21 protein-coding genes, 1 tRNA gene, 1 pseudogene and 1 riboswitch are annotated in these 18783 nt (G+C 42.3%); of the genes and pseudogenes, 9 read left to right on the plus strand and 14 right to left on the minus strand.

The features are described 5' to 3' along the window. The first annotated feature begins 52 nt into the window (after positions 1-52). A complete protein-coding gene (locus H6G92_RS21485) occupies positions 53-1657 on the plus strand; it encodes a serine/threonine protein kinase (protein WP_190895629.1) in 1605 nt (534 codons plus the stop codon). A gap of 114 nt (positions 1658-1771) precedes the next feature. On the opposite strand, the gene H6G92_RS21490 is transcribed toward H6G92_RS21485, so the two are convergent. Together H6G92_RS21490 and H6G92_RS21495 are read right to left on the minus strand one after the other, a co-directional pair. Continuing rightward, positions 1772-2944: a CapA family protein gene (locus H6G92_RS21490; protein WP_190895630.1), complete on the minus strand. Its 1173-nt coding sequence runs from the start codon at positions 2942-2944 to the stop codon at positions 1772-1774. A 192-nt stretch (positions 2945-3136) separates the two neighbouring features. Beyond that, positions 3137-3221: transfer RNA gene (locus H6G92_RS21495), tRNA-Ser, on the minus strand. A gap of 239 nt (positions 3222-3460) precedes the next feature. Beyond that, positions 3461-3604, plus strand: a riboswitch (cobalamin riboswitch). Positions 3605-3991: 387 nt separating this feature from the next. Here H6G92_RS21495 and H6G92_RS21500 point away from each other — a divergent pair. From H6G92_RS21500 to H6G92_RS21515, 4 genes and pseudogenes are all read left to right on the plus strand, one after another. After that, a pseudogene (locus H6G92_RS21500) lies at positions 3992-4234 on the plus strand (DUF1636 domain-containing protein); the annotation flags it as partial. A gap of 17 nt (positions 4235-4251) precedes the next feature. After that, positions 4252-4716 (plus strand): hypothetical protein, encoded by a 465-nt coding sequence (locus H6G92_RS21505; protein WP_190895632.1) that lies wholly within the window; start codon positions 4252-4254, stop codon positions 4714-4716. 12 nt (positions 4717-4728) lie between these two features. Then, positions 4729-5595, plus strand: coding sequence for a class I SAM-dependent DNA methyltransferase (locus tag H6G92_RS21510; protein WP_190895633.1), 867 nt, complete (start codon positions 4729-4731; stop codon positions 5593-5595). A gap of 212 nt (positions 5596-5807) precedes the next feature. Further along, positions 5808-6812, plus strand: coding sequence for a 2-hydroxyacid dehydrogenase (locus tag H6G92_RS21515; RefSeq protein WP_190895634.1), 1005 nt, complete (start codon positions 5808-5810; stop codon positions 6810-6812). A gap of 39 nt (positions 6813-6851) precedes the next feature. Here H6G92_RS21515 and H6G92_RS21520 read toward each other — a convergent pair whose 3' ends face one another. The 7 genes from H6G92_RS21520 to H6G92_RS21550 all read right to left on the minus strand — a co-directional run bounded on the left by H6G92_RS21520 (position 6852) and on the right by H6G92_RS21550 (position 12272). Then, positions 6852-7106, minus strand: a complete 255-nt coding sequence (locus H6G92_RS21520; protein WP_190895635.1) for a hypothetical protein — start codon at positions 7104-7106, stop codon at positions 6852-6854. 2 nt (positions 7107-7108) lie between these two features. Next, positions 7109-7294, minus strand: a complete 186-nt coding sequence (locus tag H6G92_RS21525) for a hypothetical protein (protein WP_190895636.1) — start codon at positions 7292-7294, stop codon at positions 7109-7111. After that, positions 7294-8037, minus strand: coding sequence for a M50 family metallopeptidase (locus tag H6G92_RS21530; protein WP_190895637.1), 744 nt, complete (start codon positions 8035-8037; stop codon positions 7294-7296). Before H6G92_RS21530 ends, H6G92_RS21525 begins: the two co-directional genes overlap by 1 nt. Before the next feature lie 523 nt (positions 8038-8560). Beyond that, on the minus strand, positions 8561-9442 hold the full coding sequence (locus H6G92_RS21535) for an FHA domain-containing protein (protein WP_190895638.1): 882 nt from the start codon (positions 9440-9442) through the stop codon (positions 8561-8563). A 271-nt stretch (positions 9443-9713) separates the two neighbouring features. Next, positions 9714-10436 (minus strand): 6-phosphogluconolactonase, encoded by a 723-nt coding sequence (pgl, locus tag H6G92_RS21540; RefSeq protein ID WP_190895639.1) that lies wholly within the window; start codon positions 10434-10436, stop codon positions 9714-9716. A 273-nt stretch (positions 10437-10709) separates the two neighbouring features. After that, on the minus strand, positions 10710-11453 hold the full coding sequence (gene rph, locus H6G92_RS21545; protein WP_190895640.1) for a ribonuclease PH: 744 nt from the start codon (positions 11451-11453) through the stop codon (positions 10710-10712). A gap of 195 nt (positions 11454-11648) precedes the next feature. After that, positions 11649-12272, minus strand: a complete 624-nt coding sequence (locus tag H6G92_RS21550; protein ID WP_190895641.1) for an adenylate kinase family protein — start codon at positions 12270-12272, stop codon at positions 11649-11651. Positions 12273-12604: 332 nt separating this feature from the next. Here H6G92_RS21550 and H6G92_RS21555 point away from each other — a divergent pair, with 332 nt between their 5' ends. Next, positions 12605-13141 (plus strand): P-loop NTPase family protein, encoded by a 537-nt coding sequence (locus tag H6G92_RS21555; protein ID WP_190895642.1) that lies wholly within the window; start codon positions 12605-12607, stop codon positions 13139-13141. 86 nt (positions 13142-13227) lie between these two features. Further along, positions 13228-13797, plus strand: coding sequence for a dCTP deaminase (dcd, locus tag H6G92_RS21560; protein ID WP_199344915.1), 570 nt, complete (start codon positions 13228-13230; stop codon positions 13795-13797). A 96-nt stretch (positions 13798-13893) separates the two neighbouring features. Here dcd and H6G92_RS21565 read toward each other — a convergent pair whose 3' ends face one another. From H6G92_RS21565 to thyX, 4 genes are all read right to left on the minus strand, one after another. Next, complete coding sequence (locus tag H6G92_RS21565) at positions 13894-14229, minus strand: XisI protein (protein WP_190895644.1); 336 nt, start codon at positions 14227-14229, stop codon at positions 13894-13896. Beyond that, positions 14217-14633, minus strand: coding sequence for an element excision factor XisH family protein (locus tag H6G92_RS21570; protein WP_190895645.1), 417 nt, complete (start codon positions 14631-14633; stop codon positions 14217-14219). Before H6G92_RS21570 ends, H6G92_RS21565 begins: the two co-directional genes overlap by 13 nt. A 497-nt stretch (positions 14634-15130) precedes the next feature. Further along, on the minus strand, positions 15131-15991 hold the full coding sequence (locus H6G92_RS21580) for an Rpn family recombination-promoting nuclease/putative transposase (RefSeq protein ID WP_190895646.1): 861 nt from the start codon (positions 15989-15991) through the stop codon (positions 15131-15133). A gap of 102 nt (positions 15992-16093) precedes the next feature. After that, positions 16094-16816: an FAD-dependent thymidylate synthase gene (gene thyX, locus H6G92_RS21585; protein WP_190895647.1), complete on the minus strand. Its 723-nt coding sequence runs from the start codon at positions 16814-16816 to the stop codon at positions 16094-16096. Between the two features lie 200 nt (positions 16817-17016). On the opposite strand from thyX, the gene H6G92_RS21590 reads away from it, so the two are divergent. Together H6G92_RS21590 and H6G92_RS21595 are read left to right on the plus strand one after the other, a co-directional pair. Further along, positions 17017-17232, plus strand: a complete 216-nt coding sequence (locus H6G92_RS21590; protein ID WP_190895648.1) for a chlorophyll a/b-binding protein — start codon at positions 17017-17019, stop codon at positions 17230-17232. 141 nt (positions 17233-17373) lie between these two features. After that, the gene (locus H6G92_RS21595; protein WP_100898998.1) at positions 17374-17955 is read left to right on the plus strand and encodes a thioredoxin family protein; all 582 of its coding nucleotides are present in this window, start codon (positions 17374-17376) and stop codon (positions 17953-17955) included. A gap of 79 nt (positions 17956-18034) precedes the next feature. Here H6G92_RS21595 and H6G92_RS21600 read toward each other — a convergent pair whose 3' ends face one another. Beyond that, a complete protein-coding gene (locus H6G92_RS21600) occupies positions 18035-18547 on the minus strand; it encodes a hypothetical protein (protein WP_190895649.1) in 513 nt (170 codons plus the stop codon). Between the last annotated feature and the right edge of the window lie 236 nt (positions 18548-18783).

Raw genomic sequence — 18783 nt, forward strand, 5'->3', positions numbered from 1 at the left:
TCAAAACTCGCTATTTATCTGCTCACTCAGGACTCAGAAATCAGGACTCTTTATGTTAGCAGGCACAATTTTGCAGGATGGAAAATATACCCTAATTCAAGAAATAGGGCGGGGTGGCTTTGGCATTACGTTTAAAGCTACGCATCACTACTTAGGTCAGGAGGTAGTGATGAAAACCATCAATGAACGGCTGCGACAACATCCTGATTTTGCGAAATTCGAACGCCAATTCCAAGATGAAGCCAGACGATTAGCTACATGTATCCACCCAAATATAGTTCGAGTCAGTGACTTTTTTGTGGAAGCTGGACTGCCTTACATGGTGATGGAATACATTCCTGGCGAAACCTTGGGAGACGCATTTGTATTACCAGGGATACCTTTACCTGAAGCCACAGCAATTCATTACATCCGGCAAATTGGGTCAGCCTTGCAGGTAGTACATAACAATGGTTTGTTACATCGAGATATCAAGCCAGATAATATTATCCTTCGTAAAGGAACCCAGGAAGTAGTGCTGATTGATTTTGGCATTGCTAGAGAATTTAATGGCGGCGTGAGGCAGACTCACACTGGCCTGGTTTCTGAGGGCTATTCTCCAATTGAGCAGTACTTGACGCAAGCGCCGCGCACACCCGCCACGGATGTTTATGGTTTAGCCGCAACCTTGTATGCACTGTTAACAGCCCAAGTTCCTATGCCAGCATTATTGCGCGATCGCGAGCAAATGCCTTCCCCCCGCGAACTACAACCACACTTGAGTGCTTCTGTCAATCAGGCCGTAATGCGCGGTATGGCGGTAGAGTCTCGTTTTCGACCAGCGACAGTTGCTGAATGGTTACAACTGCTACCTGGAAATGGGGCGAATATGATACCGCAAGCCTTACCCACTTATGCAGTGCCAACTGTCAATTTATCTGCCCAACAGGCAGCAACTTTAATTGGGAAAACTGCCCAAAATCGCATTCATAAACCATCTGCGTTGGCGCAGCCCAACCCAGGCATCACCAAGGAAAATGTACTAACAAAAAAACTGGGGTCATCTAAAATATTTATAAGTTTAGGTGTAGCCCTGATTGCTGCTACAGCAGGTTTTGGCATCACTAGCATCTTACCTAAATCTCAGCCGCAGCCAACCGCAAAGCCGCTTTTTGAACAGCCAACTCAAGAACCAGCCGCGAAAGTACCTAGCCTAGAGAATGGTGAAGAGACTAACACCACCTCAAGAACCGAACCAGCACCTGTTTCTAATTCCAAGCAGCGTCGGCGTAATCGTCGTTCTTCTCCACAAGAAACTCCCAGCAGCCCTACACAAGAATCACAACGCGGCGATTCTGAACAATCCACACCTTCACCTAGCGTTTCCCCCACACCCTCGCTAGTCGAAAAACTACGGGCTATCCGTTCATCTCGTAACGCTTCCCCCACACCATTGCCACCAAAGAACTTACCCACTTCTAATCAGAATTCTGCTTCCCCTCAACCGGTGATTCCGTCAAATTCTGTGGTTATACCAGCAGTACCACCGACAGAATCTAAACAGTCAGATCCTTCTGCTGTAGTAGTACCAACACTGGAAAAGCAAAATTCTCCGACTGAGAGTCAACCCCTGAATGAGCAGAAATTTCAGGAAAAGCTAGAAGATGATAATAATTAGTCAATTAGTCAATTTTAGATTTTTCTTCAATATAAAATCCAAAATTTACAATCTACAATTGAACGCCTCTTGCCAATATAAGAGCATCTTTTTCTTGTTTCATCTTTGGCTAAATTATTTAAGCTTCTGTACAATAACTTCCCCTTTCTTATTAATCTTCAACGGATTTTTGGGAAAAGCTTGATTATTCAAATAACGCATAAGTTTCACAGTCTGAAAACGCTGATCAATTTGAGGGATTCCCTGCCGATCCATCCGCACAGGGATAATTTTACTTGATACCAAATCTCCCGCAGAGTTAAGTTTGACTTCTAGAATCATAGAGTCACCCGTCTGGGCATTTGTAGATAAAGTTCGATATCCCAAAAAGTTTCCTAAAGAATAGGCGATGATTTTTCCTTTGTAGATTTCCATCGCTCTCGGAACATGAGGCCCATGTCCTAGTACTAAATCTGCTCCCGCATCAATCATGTTTCGAGCAAACTTGATCGAATTACCTCGGTTTTCTCCATAAAAAAATTCTGTCTGATTCTTAACATGTAGTGCCTCCGTTCCTTCGGCTCCAGCGTGCATCGATACTACTACAATGTTGGCCTTATTTTTAGCTTCTGTTATGAGTGCTTGGGCTGCTCCTAAATTATGAATGGAATTATACATTTCATAAGGAGAAAACCCGACCATGGCCACGGGGATATTGTTAGCTTCTAAATAGAGAATTTGATTTTTATGACCTAATGTTGCAATGCCTACAGCCTCAAGATTTTTCTTTGTATCTTTGAACCCTACCGGGCCGAAGTCCATTGCATGGTTATTCGCCATATTAAACACATTAAAACCAGCTTCAGCAAATAGCTGGGCATATGCAGGTGGGGAACGAAAGGCAAAGACTTGTCCTCGACTAATATCTTTGGCAGTGTAGGGATAATTAGTTAAGCTACTTTCAAAGTTACCAAACAGGATATCAGATCCTTGCAAGTGAGTTCTCACTGACTTTGGTAATAATTGATCTCGAAACCGAGGTAATCTATGGTTAGGAAAATTAGTGCCGGGAATAATATCTCCAACGGCTTTGATAGTAATAGTATCTGGAAAGGTTTGTTCTTCTGTTGTTGATGGCGTAAGTTCAGGGATATCTAATGGAAATTGCACAGGCTCAGTGGGTGTAGTCGCAGCGTTTAATCGCTGTGATTGCCCAAGCCGGATAACGACTCCTATACTAATACCCAGATATAAACAGATGCTGATAAAACTAAATGAGAGCACTCTCGCCATGCTGCGATTTGCCATCGTTCACTCCTCACACAATGGCATTAGTTTATCCCAAAAATCTATACTAACGGTGTATATTTTAGTGTAGTTTGGGTAATATTTGGCTAAGTAAATACTGAAGTATAATCTCGTATACTTGCAAATAATCATACCTGCCAGCTATGAAGCCAAACATTATCGTTTTGTCCAGTTCTTTAGAAACCTTTTAAACGGAGAGGGGGGGATTCGAACCCCCGTTGGGTTTCCCCAAAACGCATTTCGAGTGCGTCACCATGAACCGCTCGGACACCTCTCCAGTTATATTATTCACACATTTGAGTATTCAAATGGCATCAAGTAAGGTACATTCTACCATATTTCCTATACTACTATAACATTATCGTTTTATCTGCGTAACGGAATGCTTCGGGAACGCCCAAACCAAAGACATTTACCATCATCGTGGTTACTGCAATTACCTAGTGAGTCAATGACACCCACAGATGTATTTATATAGAGCCATGAAAAAACTGTCTGAACTATTGAACGGTGATATACTTAAAAAATTCACTCGGTTCTAGTAGAGGTCAGCCACTAGAGGAAACGGGGAAAGTCCGGTGTAAATCCGGCGCTGTCCCGCAGCTGTGATGAGACTTATGTCTCAGAGTCAGAATGCCCGCCGAAGTTGACTTATAAGTTCTACACGTCTGCGAGGTACAGATGAACAAAAGTATAAATATTTCTACTATTAGTCAGTCTCACTTCTTTAAAGAGCCAGAGATTCGCTACAAATTATGGCTTGCTACGAGACGATAGACAGTTAATTTATGGCATAAATTGCACCTCTAAGTGTAGCTATCAATTGTGCTAGTTTTTCTAGGCATAAGTATTGGTACTACTAAGCTGTTACGCATTTAATTTGTACATTTACCTGATGACTGATGACTGTTAACCGTCAACAGTAACGACCATCAAGAGTGTTTATATACTTTAGACGCGCATCAGCTTAGTTAATTGTTGCTAATACAACTATTTTCATGTAAATAGCTCACGCTGTAAGGGGATAGTCAACTTAGAGCCAGAGCAAAATGCATGAGTGCTTGTAACAATTCTTGTGTTATTGCGTTTACAGCAGAAGGGAAATCAACCTATCTGTTTGGCGATTTACCCGTTGATGGCTGTGCATCTGCTGTACTGGAATGTGCAAGTCAATATTACACCAAGTCTAATGGTTTGCTGTCTTGCTCAGAACAACCTGAACCTTTGAAAACGGGTATTTTGGCAAAGATTCCACCACTAAATAAGTGGGCAAAATTAAACATAAGTTGTTCTATAGGAGGAAGCAAATGCGACCGGAAAAGAGTGTCTGGCAAGGAAATTTTGGCTACTGGCAAAACAGCTTTATTCACACTAATCTGCTGGTAATAGGTTACACAGCATGGAAAGGATTTCAGTCATTTGGGCGGGGGGTTGTAATTTGTGATGTTGATACTCAAGTTACTCATCCTTCAATTACAAGTCTCGATACGGTTCCCTTCACCCTCCAATTTCTTCCTTGTGATCTGATTGGGTTTTATTTGCGATCGCGTCAGGGTTGTGGGACAATCTCGCAATCAATTAGCTCATCAATGATTTCATCCATCCTCTCAGCAGTTGCAACATACAATCCCCATCAAGATATTCTTCTGGTGCTAAAGGCTGATCCTCAAATTGAGGTCAATTTCTTACACCAGCTAAAAATTACTCCACCCGATTGCTACGAACAAGTTTGCAAACGTTGGGAAGAATTTCAACCAAGCTTAATGCCTTAAAACTTAGCCTCAATGCAAAAACCAAAATCAATCAACATTTCCAAACCAACTCGCTACCAAAATGCGGCGATAGATTATTACATGGGACTCACAGATTCCTCTTATCTGCATTACGGGTATTGGGAGCCACTACCTACTGAGGGTGAGGAATTGACCCTAACTCGCCTGCGTGCGGCTCAAGAAGCCTATGCAGCGAAGCTTTTGAGTTTTATTCCAGAGGGAACCAAAACTGTGATTGATGTAGGTTGCGGTATTGGTGGTAACGCGGCATATTTGTGCGATCGCGGCTTTATTGTTGAGGGATTAGCACCCGATGCACTCCAACAAGAGAAGTTTATCAAGAATACGAACGGGCAAGTGCCTTTTTACTTAACCAGATTTGAAGATTTTCACACCTCACACTCCTATGACCTAGTTCTGTTCAGTGAAAGTAGCCAATATATTGCTGTTGACGATTTGGCTCAAGGTGCAGCTCGTTTATTAAATAGTGGTGGCTATCTATTGCTTGCGGATATGATGCGCTCTGATGCTGGATATAGAAAGGGCATTTTTTCTAATTGTCATGTCGCTAGCGAGCTTCAGGCGGCCTTGCAACAGGCTGGATTCAAGTTAATTAAGACTGAGGACATTTCCACCCAAGTTGCACCAACGATTGACTTGTGTGTTGATAACTTTCGAACTTTTGGGCTAACTACCGTTAAATATATTGCAGATTTGGTAGCGATCGCAGTCCCACCATTACATGCGATCGGTCGTTTAGCATTCAAACGCTGGCTGGAAAAGCCCATTGTCGAAGGGTTAGCAGCACGCACTATTTTTGATAGCCATCTCTGTTATAAAATCGAACTCTGGCAGTTATCAATTCATCAGGGGAATTGAGTGTTTGAGCTTAAATTAACACCACTCTCTACTCCCCATTCAATTTGAATTCTAAATTTTTGCTTTAGTTATGAAATCGCTTGCACAAGAAGCAATCCTAAAGACTGACATTCAAAAGTGCGATGCCAAATAGACCGTCGTAGACATTGCTTCTTTAACTGCCAAGGTATCATGTAGTCGAACATTGTGGAGCATACAGCTTGAGGTTTTGCATGAAAGTAGCAGTCTTCAGTACAAAAGTCTATGATCGGCAGTTTTTATCAGCTGCAAATTCTCCCACCCAACACGAATTAGTGTTTTTTGAACCGCGTTTAAATCGGGATACAGCTATCCTCGCCGCCGGATTTCCGGCGGTTTGCGTATTTGTGCATGACCAGGTTGACGCGCAAACTTTAGAGCTTATCGCCTCACGGGGAACTAGGCTGGTTGTCCTTCGCTGTGCAGGGTTTAACAATGTAGACTTACAAGCCGCAGCGGACTTAGGAATTACCGTTGTCCGCGTTCCCGCCTATTCACCATACGGGGTAGCAGAACATGCTGTAGGATTAATTTTAAGCCTGAATCGCAAAATTCATCGTGCCTATAACCGTGTCCGAGAAGGCAATTTTTCTCTAGATGGACTATTAGGATTTAACTTGTATGAGCGTACAGTCGGGATTGTCGGTACCGGCAAAATCGGTCTGATTTTAGGACAGATTATGAAGGGGTTTGGCTGTGAACTACTTGCCTATGACGTTTATCGCAATCCAGAATTGGAGGCGCTAGGTGGAAAATATGTAGAACTACCTGAGCTATTTGCCAACTCGGATATTATCTCCCTGCATTGCCCCCTGACTCCCGAAACGCATCACTTGATTAACGCTGAGGCTATAGAACAAATTAAGTCAGGCGTGATGCTAATTAACACTAGCCGAGGAGCGCTAATTGATACCCTAGCAGTGATTGAGGGATTGAAGTCTGGCAAGATTGGCTATCTTGGTGTAGATGTCTACGAACAAGAATCGGAATTGTTCTTTGAGGATTTGTCTGGCGAAATTATTCAAGATGATATTTTCCAACGTCTGACGACGTTCCCCAATGTACTCATTACCGGACATCAAGCCTTTTTTACATCAGAAGCTCTCCGCAATATTGCAGAAACAACTTTTGCTAATATTGCTGATGTTGAACAGGGTCGTTCCTGTCCAAATGAAATTCGCGCTCAAGCGTCAGCTTAGGTAATGCTTGGCGATCGCAATTTTAACTAAAATCACCAGTCAATCCTCATCATCGGGTAAATTCTCCATTTCCTCAATAATTAGCGTCTGAAAATCTTTGTCACAATGATTATGCAGATGAACCGCAGCAGCTAAAAGTTCTGCGAGAATTTCAGCTTGTTGGTTAACAGTTAAACTAGGTAACTGTAACTGGTTAACTAAGACTTGTACTTTTAGGCACTCTATACCTAATTCAGCAATCAAAATACTGAGGGTTGAATTGGTGACTGCAAGAGGGCGATCGCTAATCTGCATTTTTATTGTCCTAATCTTTTACGCGCTCGTTGGATTGCCTTGTCAAAAGCACGAATCTCTTTTTCCCAATGCTTAATCAAACCTTCGTCAGGAAAACTCTTCTCTGATTCCAGTCTAATCTTTTCTTGATGTTCAGTAATTCTTTGAGCTAAAGATTCAATCACCTTTTGATGGTGCTTCTTACTCATTACTCCGAACGATAGGCAACACGGAGACTTTGGACTAAAATCACCAGAGATGCGATCGCCATCAACCCGCCCCAAAACCAGTAAGGTAATAGCAAATACCTTTGCATTTGCGCTGTATCAGATAGTCCAAGAGAACCAGCAGAACTACTAAATAGATAATCAAGCTGATGGAACGTACTCACACAAGCTTGTACACCCAAGAATTGAATAGCAAATCCTTGCGCCCAACGGGGTGCTCTCAGAGCGATACCCAAGATTATTAAACCCAGCAAGGGAATTGCCACCAATCCAAACCAGGAACGTACCCAAATTAATGTGGAAAATAGCAAAAAACTCCCTAAAATTTTCAAACTTAGGGAAGCTGCTGTAAAACTGCGGGAAGCCAAAATCAAAGCTGCACCGGCAAGAGGTGGCCCCATTGGGCCTGCTGCTGCAACCATTGCCGGGCCAATTGGCCCCAATGACGACCGGATGCCATAAGTTGCGACACCGGAACCATTGCTAAAAATCTGTAATTTCTGAAACTGTCCCCCTAATAGGAGTGCCATTAAGCCGTGACCCATTTCATGAAACCAAGTTGCCAGGATCGTAAATGGATATAAGATATAATCACCTCCTGGTACTTGCCACAGTAAAGCAGTTGCGATCGCTGCTGCAATTAGCCACGTTAGCCCCATGCGTTCAACAACTGGCGGGGCTTCTTTGGTAAGCAAGGGTTCAAAATTTTTGCTTGGTTCCCTCATAAGTCGCTCTATTTTAGATTTTAGATTTTAGATTTTTTGGAAAATTCAAAGTTTAAAATTGACGTGTATTTTCTCTATCCTAATGTACTTAAACTTATAAGTTATAAGCATTTAAATTACATATAGTCAATAGCTAAAATACTTGCTGCGCTTGGATTTATCTTTTAATCTTTAACGAACTTTGGGGGTTTAAATCCCCTGCCTCTATAGGCAGCGCGTTTTGTGTCGGGGTTTAAATCCCCGTCACAAAACGTAATTGCGTTAGCGTAGCGGTAGCGAGTCCGCGAGCGTCATTGCGAATTGCGAATTGCGAATTGGTTTAATTGCTGATTGAGGTCATGCAATTGCTGAACAATGCAACAATTTGCACCTCGAAGCGACGGCTGTCAACTATGGCGCTATCAAGAACAACATAGTTATCCGTCGCTTGTTTGATGCAGTTGAGTTGTTTCTCCTCCAAAAGGGATACCGGAGGATGGGCAAAAATGCTTAGGCTGATGTCACACAATTGATACAGAATCAGTTAAGCAAGTTGAAAAAGGAATGTCATTAAGTCTCCTTTACCCAAGCTGATGCGATCGCCTGGTCGCAAACGATGACGATTCCCTGGTAAAAGCGGTGAATTATTAATGTAGGTACCATTAGAACTTCCCACATCCTCTACATAATGAGCATCTCCCTCGACGCGAATATCTGCATGAATCCGCGAGACAATTTCTGAATTAGGAAATCCTGAAACATCTATATCCGGGGGAATCCGGTCATTGGGCTTGCCGATATGAATCACAGAGAGATTTTGCGGCAATTCAATTAACCGATCAGTTTGAACGTGGATTAACCGCGCTGTGACCTGTTGCAATTGCGTTCTGGCAACTGTTGCAGTTGGTGCTGGTGCAGCAGCTGGTGGAGGTACTTCGGCTTCAGAGGCTGGCGCTGGTTCCAACGGTGGTGGAGTAGGAATACTTTGTCCAGAGACTACGGGTTGAGTTGCGACTATTGTCGGTGGCTCTGGGGGGCTGCTTTCTGTAGTAGATACCTGTGGCGGAGCTACTGGGGGAGCTGCCACCTCTGTTGCTGGTAAAGATGAGATGGGGGGATGGGAGTTAGTAGAACCGCTCATTCCCAAAGCATCTGGTTGTAAAAGTTCTAACAGGGGATCGGGTGGAACTAACGGCGGTACTTCCACAGGATTATCGGGAGTAACTGTAACAGCTGCCGCAGTATGAACGTGTGGAACTCCTGCGGAGTGAAGGTTATAGCCACACTGACCGCAGAATGCAGCATCTGCCTGCACAGTTGCTCCACAACTGGGACAATTAGTAGTCGCGGGTAACGGTGTATAGCAAGCTTCACACTGGACAGCGCCGTCAGGGTTGGGATGATTGCAATTAGGGCAGACGATCATCGATATTTAGCCTTTGTTCAAGATCATCATAAATATAGGTAGGACTGGCAAGCAGAAGGCGGCCCTAGCTTTAGATTCTAGCAATTACTGCTGATGGAACGGTTAGAATAATTCGTAATTGAGAATTCGTAATTCGTAATTGCTTTACACATAAATGCCCTGGTTTAAAGCCACGAATGTGTTTTTTTTCTTTTTCATAACCAAGGTTAGTTGCTTTAAAACCTTGATGAGTTAATTACAAATTACGAACTACGAATTACTAATTACTTGCTCAATGTTGGAGTTCCAAACCTGCTGCTGCATCTAGCAGCCACCAAAGTTCTCCTTGGGGCTGAATTAAGCGGGATGGATAAGTGAAGTCATCGGCTACAGGTGCAAAGACTTGCGCCAAAGCTGGTCGTTTATTAGCACCAGCAACCAGAAAAATCACGCTGCTCGCGGCGTTGATGAAGGGGTATGTGAAACTTATCCGGGGATTTCCGTCTTTGTTACCCACTGTAACTAGGCGATCGCGTACTTTGAGAGCCTCTGTGTGGGGAAACAAAGATGCGGTATGTGCATCATCACCCATTCCTAGTAATACTACATCCAACGCGGGAAACTCGACCCCAGAAGAATTGAAAAATTCTTTGAGATGTTGTTCATACTTAGCAGCAGCCAGTTCTGGACTGGCTTCCAAGGTTGGTACGGGGTGAATGTTAGCTGCGGGGATGTCAACATGATCTAGCCACGCACGACGCGTCATCAGTTCATTGCTATCGGGGTGATCTGGTGGTACGTAACGCTCATCCCCCCAGAATATATGAATTTTATCCCAAGGCAGTTTTTGATTTGCAATCGCTTCGTATAACGGTTTAGGTGTACTGCCACCAGATAAGGCGATGGTAAACCGCCCTTGCTGCTCAATGGCAGTTTCTAACTTGGACAGAATTAATTCTAGCGCTCGTGCAACCAGCGCTGCCTGATCCGGTAGAACTTGAACGGTTTTGTTCATGGCTTCATCATTATATTGCTGGCTTCTGGCAATACAATACCGAACTTATTACAATCCTCCTTTTTAACTTTTGAAACATTTAACATCGTGGATTAGGTAGGCTATAAAAACGTAGACGCTCCTTATCACCTTCAACGGTAAATTGTCAGTAGTCAGTCGTACTAACTACTAACTGCTCTCATGATTATTTTTATTTACACCCAGTTACTTGATACTTTGTTGATTAACGCCACAGAGGATACATTTATTAATTCTTATTAAAAATTAATAAAACTAATTAATCACAAAGAGTGCTTCCCAGTCAGCGATCGCTTCACGTTGGGCAATTAACAATTCCTGAATTCCTTTTTGGGCGACATCTAGCAGCTGATCCAACTGAGTGCGGCTAAAGCTGCCTTCTTCGCCTGTTCCCTGGACTTCAATGATTCCCAAATGTTGATTCATCACTACATTAAAATCTACGGTTGCAGCCACATCTTCGATATAATTCATATCCAAAAATGGCTCTCCCTCCAGTAATCCTACGGAAACTGCTGCTACCTGTCCACACAGAGGCGATCGCTCCAACACACCCTCTTGTAACAATTTAGAAATCGCATGAGCCAATGCCACAAACGAGCCTGTAATGGCTGTTGTCCGAGTTCCAGCGTCTGCTTGCAACACATCAGCATCCACAGTTAGCGTGCGTTCTCCCAGTGCCTCAAAATCTACTGCTGCGCGTAAGCTACGTCCAATTAAACGTTGAATTTCTTGCGTCCGTCCAGATAATTTCAATAATTCCCTTTCTTGCCGTTTTTGGGTGGCTGATGGTAGCATTCGGTACTCAGCAGTTAACCAGCCTTTACCAGTTCCTTCAAGAAACTTCGGAACCCCCTTATTAACGCTAACAGTACAAAGTACCTGAGTATCACCGCATCTTGCGAGAACAGAACCGGGGGCAAAACGGGTGAAACTGGGGTAAAAGCTGATCGGACGTAGTTCGTAAGGATGACGACCGTCAGGACGCTGCCAAGCCATTGGAGTTGCCTCAAGTTTTACAATACTGCCTTAAGATTACCTTAGTGTTGCAAATCATCTAATTGAGGGACATTGGGCATTGGGAAAGAGGAGGCAGAAGTTCTTTAATTTTGTTAGCGAGTCCGCGTTCGCGCAGCGTCTCGTAGAGAGCGTCATTTTGAATTTTGAATTGATTTTTCTCCCCTGCTTCTTTATCTAAGGAACTGAAAGCAGAGTCAAAATATTTTGCAGCACCATCTCTGGTGACTGGTCGCCGTTGATGGTCAACAAGCAGCGACGACGGTCGTAATATTCTAGGATGGGAATGGTGCGATCGTAGAATAATTCTACACGGCGCTGTACGATTTCTGGTTGGTCATCTGGTAGCGATCGCCCCAAAGAGCGGCTAACCATGACTGCTTCCGGGACTTGGAGATAAATTGCCCAATCTAGCTTTTGCCCTAAATCATCCAATAAAAAATCTAATTCTTCAGCTTGGAAGGCAGTACGGGGATAGCCCTCTAAGACCCAATCGCAGTTAATATCTGGTTGTCTGAGGCGTATTCGGATCAATTCAATGATCATTTCATCTGGAACTAACTCCCCTTTTTGCATATAGGGCCGTGCGTGGTAACCTAGTTCACTCAGGCTAGCGTAAACCGAAAGAGAAGTCCGGGGATCGGCTTCTAACCATCGAAATTCCCGCAGGGGCTGATTGCCTGATATTGCTTCCCGTAAAATCTCACCTGTAGAAATCAGAGGAATATCAAAGTATCTGCAAAGCCTTTGTGCTTGAGTGCTTTTCCCCGATCCTGAACCTCCCAGAATCACCAATCTCACAACAATTAACTCCTCATCCTGTCAAATTCACTACTTACTAAGTCTGTTTTGCCCAAACAACCGGAAAATCTAACATTTAGCAATTTTCAGCCGTTATGCCCAGCTTTTTTAAATAATTGGAACTCTAACTCATGTGTTTTCATTTTTACAACTCATTTCAGAGGAAAAACAAAAATAACTCTTGACTTCAGCACAAACGTAGTGTTTGACTAAGAATGCAATTTGCCAAATCCACCACACCTGTGAAAAACAGATAGATTATACAGGCAGATTTTTAATTATTACCGCCAGCACAAACCCTTAAGTTATTGTAAATTTTTGAACTTAACCCTATGGTTGCCCAGCTAGAAACTCCAAGTATAAATTCAACCCTAACCTTACCATATCCAGTTGAAGGACTAGTGCAAGTTTTCACTAGCTCCCACCGCAACTTTTTTACAACTGTTATGGCTCAAGCACTGAGAATAGCTGGACAAGGAACGCCAGTATTAATAGTGCAGTTTCTCAAAGGAGGTATTCGTCAAGGACAGGATCGACCTATACAATTAGGACAAAATTTAGATTGGATTCGCTGTGATTTGCCTCGTTGTATCGATACACCACATTTAGATGATACGGAAAATCAAGCCTTACAAAAGCTGTGGCAGTATACACAGCAAGTAGTATGTGAGAGTAAGTATTCTCTCGTTGTCTTAGATGAGTTAAGTTTAGCGATTAACTTTGGTCTAATTCCTGAAACGGAAGTTTTAGCGTTTCTGGCAAAACGCCCTCCCCACGTCGATATCATTCTCACAGGGCCAGAGATGCCTAAATCTCTTCTCGATGTGGCAGATCAAATTACAGAAATCCGTCGGAGTTATCGACCTTAAACAAAATGCTCAATTCAGGATATCCTAGTAATTCGGTTTGAATTAGCTGTGAAGTTGTGATTAAAAACGATATCTGGATTACTAAAATGGCTCAACAGGGTCTAATTTCGCCCTTTGAGCCGAGCTTAATCCGAAAAGTGCAAAAAGATGAGTCTGTAGCGGTTCAGTCTGTAATTAGTTACGGTCTGTCTTCTTATGGCTATGATATACGCCTTTCCTCGGCTGAGTTCCGCATTTTTCGCCACATTCCCGGAACTGTAGTTGATCCTAAAAACTTTAATCCCCAAAATCTGGAGCCAACAGCACTGCACACAGATGCCAATGGCAGTTACTTTATTTTACCCGCTCATAGTTATGGACTTGGGGTTGCTCTAGAAAGACTGGAGGTTCCTGAGAATATTACAGTGATTTGTATAGGTAAATCTACTTACGCGCGTTGTGGAATAATAGCAAACCTAACACCTGCTGAAGCCGCATGGCGAGGCCATTTAACTTTAGAATTTTCCAATTCTTCCAGCGCCGATTGTCGCATCTACGCCAATGAAGGTGTGGTGCAATTATTATTTTTAGAAGGTGAACCCTGCGCTATTAGTTATGAAGCTCGTCGGGGCAAATATCAGGATCAGCTAGAAATTGTTACATTGGCAAAGGTATAACTGAATATTTCTAAATAACTCAATTTAATTCATGTTCCTGTTGATCTGTGCGATCGCTCTAAATCATACCCAAAAATCGGAGTGCGATCGCTTGCTTTATCCCACTGCAAATTCTGTCAGCTTTCGCATATAAGGAGGCTGATATGCAAGCACTATATCTTGCTTAGGAATACCATACTCCACTAATTCATTAGCCACGCCAAACTCAGTCCCATCATACTGAATCCAAATCTTATGATCTCGAATATCTAGGTGAATTAAACAGCCATAAACCCGACGACGATTTTCCCAACCTGTATTCACAACTTGATAATGATCCTGTTGTAAATCAAAAATAGTTTGCCGTTCGATTTCACCATAGGCAGGTCTAATTTGAGCGTGACTTGTCAGAACTCGCTGGATGATTTGCCGATACTCAGCTAGTTTATCCATTGTACAATTACCTCATTTTCAGGGTCAAATACTAGCAGTTTCAATTGATATTCATGAATACTCAGTTGTGCTAATTGCCGTGAGAAAAAATCTTCATAAATTGCTAGCGGAACTGCTAAATAGAGAATTCTCTCTGGTTCCTTCAGTTTTAGCGCTACTCGATAATTTAAACATTGTCCCAAAGCTGTATGAAACTCAGAAACCGCAGAAGGAGCAACAAAACTCTTGATTTCTACAGCAATCAGTTCGTCTTGCTTTTGGGCAGCAATTAACCGTTCTGCACCCAGATCAATTTGTAATTGTCCATCTGCTAAGTCAATAGACAGTGGATCGTGTGTAATTGTCCAGCCATCTTTTTGTAAAGCGAATCTAACTAAATTATGGAAAATATCTCTTGCAGACATTCCTGAAAATTTAAAGTGTAATAACTAGAAAATTTTGCTGATATAGTAAGTTATTGCCTGATGTAAGAAACACATCAAAAGGATGTCTATCTGCTAAAGCCAAAAGTTTCTTATCTTTGACACCACGTCAGCCCATATCTTCTACATTTTGCACTGAATATCCTACATCTATGAACGGCTTCTTCAACTTCTTGCTCAGGAGATTTTCATCAAGCAGAATGAGCATAAATAATTTGCTCCTGATTCAGCATTGCTTTTGCAATCACCTCCAAAACTTGCAACACCTGAGTTTGCAAATGTGAAAAATCTTCCAAGAATTCGGTTAAACCTGCTTCACCTTCTAGATAGTCGAAAAAAGTCTGCGATGGAACTCATGTTCCAAGAAACACAGGAGTACCACTCATAATATCTGGATTAGAGGAAATAATTCGGCGATCGCGTAGAAATTTTTGAATATCCATCGTCTTGCAAATGTCTATATGAGATAGTCTAAACTTTCATCGCGTTTCTAGCCAAACCTGTAAATCGGCCAAACTAGTAAAATCTAATAGTGCTTCACTCAAATCTTCTAGAACAGCTAAAGGTAAACCAGAAATTGAGGAGCGTATTTCCTCAGAAAGTTCCCCAAATCGCTTAGTCAATTGTCGGAGAATAAGATTAGCTGTTGCTTCCTCACGTCCTTCCTCACGTCCTTCCTCACGTCCTTCTTCCTTAATTTCTCGGTAAACTCGCGTTTCCTTAAGCGTGATTCCTAACATAGACTCTACCTCTGCTTGAGTTAATTGTTCAAATCTGTACACCATGATCGTCGTTATTAATTCAATTATGGCGCGACTCGATGGTGATAGCACTTCTTGAGTAGTTCTTGTTAACAAATACCTTGCTTCTTCTGGTGCCTGTTCTTCATCCACTGTAGTTAAGACCATCAGCGCCACCCATATAGGTAGTTGGCGAATATCCCCTAATTCATCTAAATACACTCGATGTATTTGTTCGCCGTTCAGCAATGAGCGATGAGGATGAATATCGCTTTGTTCAATACTGCGCGACGGGTAAATTATCACTGCTTGCCAGTCGCTAAATCTGTCACGGTTGCGGTAGAAATATAAAGAAGATTCAGCCCATACTCTCTCATAGAGTTGTTCATCTTTTTGGAACTGCACCTCGCAAAAATATACAACTCCAGCACCATCGCTTTCAGGTGGTAGAAATACTCCATCAATTTCAAATTTGGGTTCTTTGACGGCGACTGAATCAAAACGATAACTATCTGCATTATTTGGAGGATTTGCCAGTAGTTGAAACAGCAAAGTGGGAGACTGTTGAAACAGTTTGTAAAATATTGAATCTCGACGCATGAAAGCATTTTACAAATTTTTTATAAGAAGAATTCAGAACTCAGGAGCAGAGCCGGAGACGCTCCGCCTCCGGTCAGAATTCAGTATTAATTGCCCCAAGATTTATGGTGCTAATCTTGCCTTACCTAGACGCTGCTTTTCATACCATTGTGCGATCGCAGGTGCCCAATCTTCAAAATGAGGCCACATCATTTCACACAACTTTTGAATTTCCAGTTGAGCATCTTTCTTATTTCTCAGGTCACAAAAATGCAAGAAAGACCTTAAATTAAAACTAACTACAAAATGCTGGCGATAATCAAAAGGCACTTTACCTCTTGCGTGTTCTTCAGACATTCCAGCCTCAAAATCAGCTTTGTATCGTTTAGCTGCTTCTAGACACCACTGCAAATCTGCTGCTCGTTGCTCTGGTGAATAATAGTACTTTTTGCCTTGTCTATCAGTGTAATAACCAACGGGACGTAAGTAAAAGACATCTTCTATGTCTTTTTTACCTTCTAATACATCAATAAATTGGTTGCCTGTGTACCTAAAAGACTGAACATCAAATGATACGCCTACACGATGAGTACGAGCCTGCTGCATGACACTGTGGGGAAAGTAGCCACAGTTGAAAACAATCTGGGGATGCTCTAGAGGCCCATAGTGTCCCCTCTCACCCGCTAAAAGTCGCTTAACAATAACTTCGCCGCTTTGTGACTCCGAGGGCCAGGAGTCGCGCTCATCAAACACGAACCCATCGGTATAGTCTTGGTGCATCGCGGCATAAATTACCTGCTGCGGGTTTGGTGTTTTGGCAATAACCTCTACTCGAAATCGATGCATTAGCTGTTGGGTAATGGATTTGTGACTGAAAGTGCTTACGGGCAAGGAGTGGAGCCTGCTTCTTAGACATGGCTTTAAACTCGATTCATCATCATATCTCTTCTCTGGCTTGGACTTCTACTTGATTAGATTAAAATACTTTACAAATATTAATAAGTTTGTTACAGTTGTTTACATAAAGAGAAGACGGGGAAAAATCCATGCGTACAAACACTGCTATAATTGACGACCAAGGCAAACTGAACAACTTTGCGATCGAGCCAAAGGTTTATATAGATGAGCAAGGTGATCGCACTGGTTTCACTGCCTATGCAGAAATGCTTAATGGTCGTTTAGCAATGATTGGTTTTGTCTCTCTGATAGCATTAGAAGTATTCACAGGACACGGTATAGTTGGTGTTTTGGCAAGTCTGTAAAAACTAATTTCTATAATTTAATTCTCAAAAAATATAAGAGACGGTAAATTTACCGTCTCTTAATTTATGGAAAACTTAGTGCTAGAGTAAAAATATACTGATAGCAAAAGCCTTTATCAGCGTAAAAATATTGGGTGAACTATGGCTTTAACTGCTTCAACTATGTTGCCACTTGGCACAAAAGCACCAGATTTTAATCTACCGGAAGTAGTATCTGGAAAGGCAACTTCACTTTCCACCTTTGCAGATAAAAAAGCTCTGTTGGTAATGTTTATTTGTCGGCATTGCCCATTTGTAAAGCACATTCAACAAGAATTAGTGCAGTTAGGAAAAGATTATTTTACAAGTGATTTAGCGATCGTTGCCATCAGTGCTAACGATGCAAAAAATTACCCAGATGATGCGCCAGAGTCGTTACAAGCATTTGCAACAGAACAAGGGTTTAATTTTACCTTATGCTACGACGAGAGCCAAGAAACGGCGAAGGCTTACACAGCAGCTTGCACACCAGATTTTTTTGTATTTGATGACCAACGGCAACTTGTTTATCGAGGACAATTAGATGATAGCCGCCCCAGTAATGGTAAACCCGTAACAGGCGCAGATTTACGTGCAGCCATTGAAGCAGTGCTGGCGGGTAAACCTGTTACGAGTGAGCAAAAGCCGAGTGTTGGTTGCAATATTAAATGGAAACCTGGAAACCAACCCAGTTATTTTGGTTAAAAGGGATTGAGCATTGGGGATTAGGCATTAGTTATTGATATTGGAAAAACTTTTCCCTACTTCCCATTCCCCATGCATATCAATGTTTAATTTCCAAATTCAGTATGTAACATCCTAATTGCACTTTTTCTGCCCACAATTCATATTGCAGACGCAAATGTTCTGGCAAGGGATGTCCGTTGAGAGTTAGGCTAGTAGTAAAATTTCGTAAACGAATAGGATCGTTAGGTTGCAACGACTCAGTTGGCAACCAATAGCGACTAATGCCATAAACGCCCTGTTCCCAAAAGTGACGGTAACTCACTTGAGCGTTACCTTGCATAGTCATGATGACCCGGTAAGGGGAAATCTCCAGCCACAAAATTCTGGGACTGTTGGGGGCGTAAGCTTTGCTCTTACTTTGAGGAAGTGTTTCCTCTGGACTTACCACACTCTCTACTTCGCAACTAATTAGAGGCGGTGCGGTCAATAGTAAATGAAACCTATTAGTATCTTTTTGATACAATGTCGCGGCAGTTTCGACAACAGACCAGATTGGTAGGTCAGTGGAAATAAGTGATAAGCACACGGGCTTGCGGTGATGGGTCAGCATGGGAGCGATAAGGGCTAAAAGCTATTGAACAAAGTGAAATGAACACTCTAGCTGTCTAATAGGTCAGAGTAAGAAACTAAATAGTAAAACAGGCTTAATATTAATGAATCCGCTGATTTGTTAAGCTACACAGATACCAACCAATAGAAATAGGTAGAATATCAGCTTAGACAGCCAAAACGGTACTTTCTCTAGAGAGAGCTAATTCGTAAGTAAAGCTTGTAAATATTCTAAGG

Origin of the sequence: Nostoc foliaceum FACHB-393, assembly GCF_014698505.1 — a bacterium.
GTDB lineage: Bacteria > Cyanobacteriota > Cyanobacteriia > Cyanobacteriales > Nostocaceae > Nostoc > Nostoc foliaceum_A.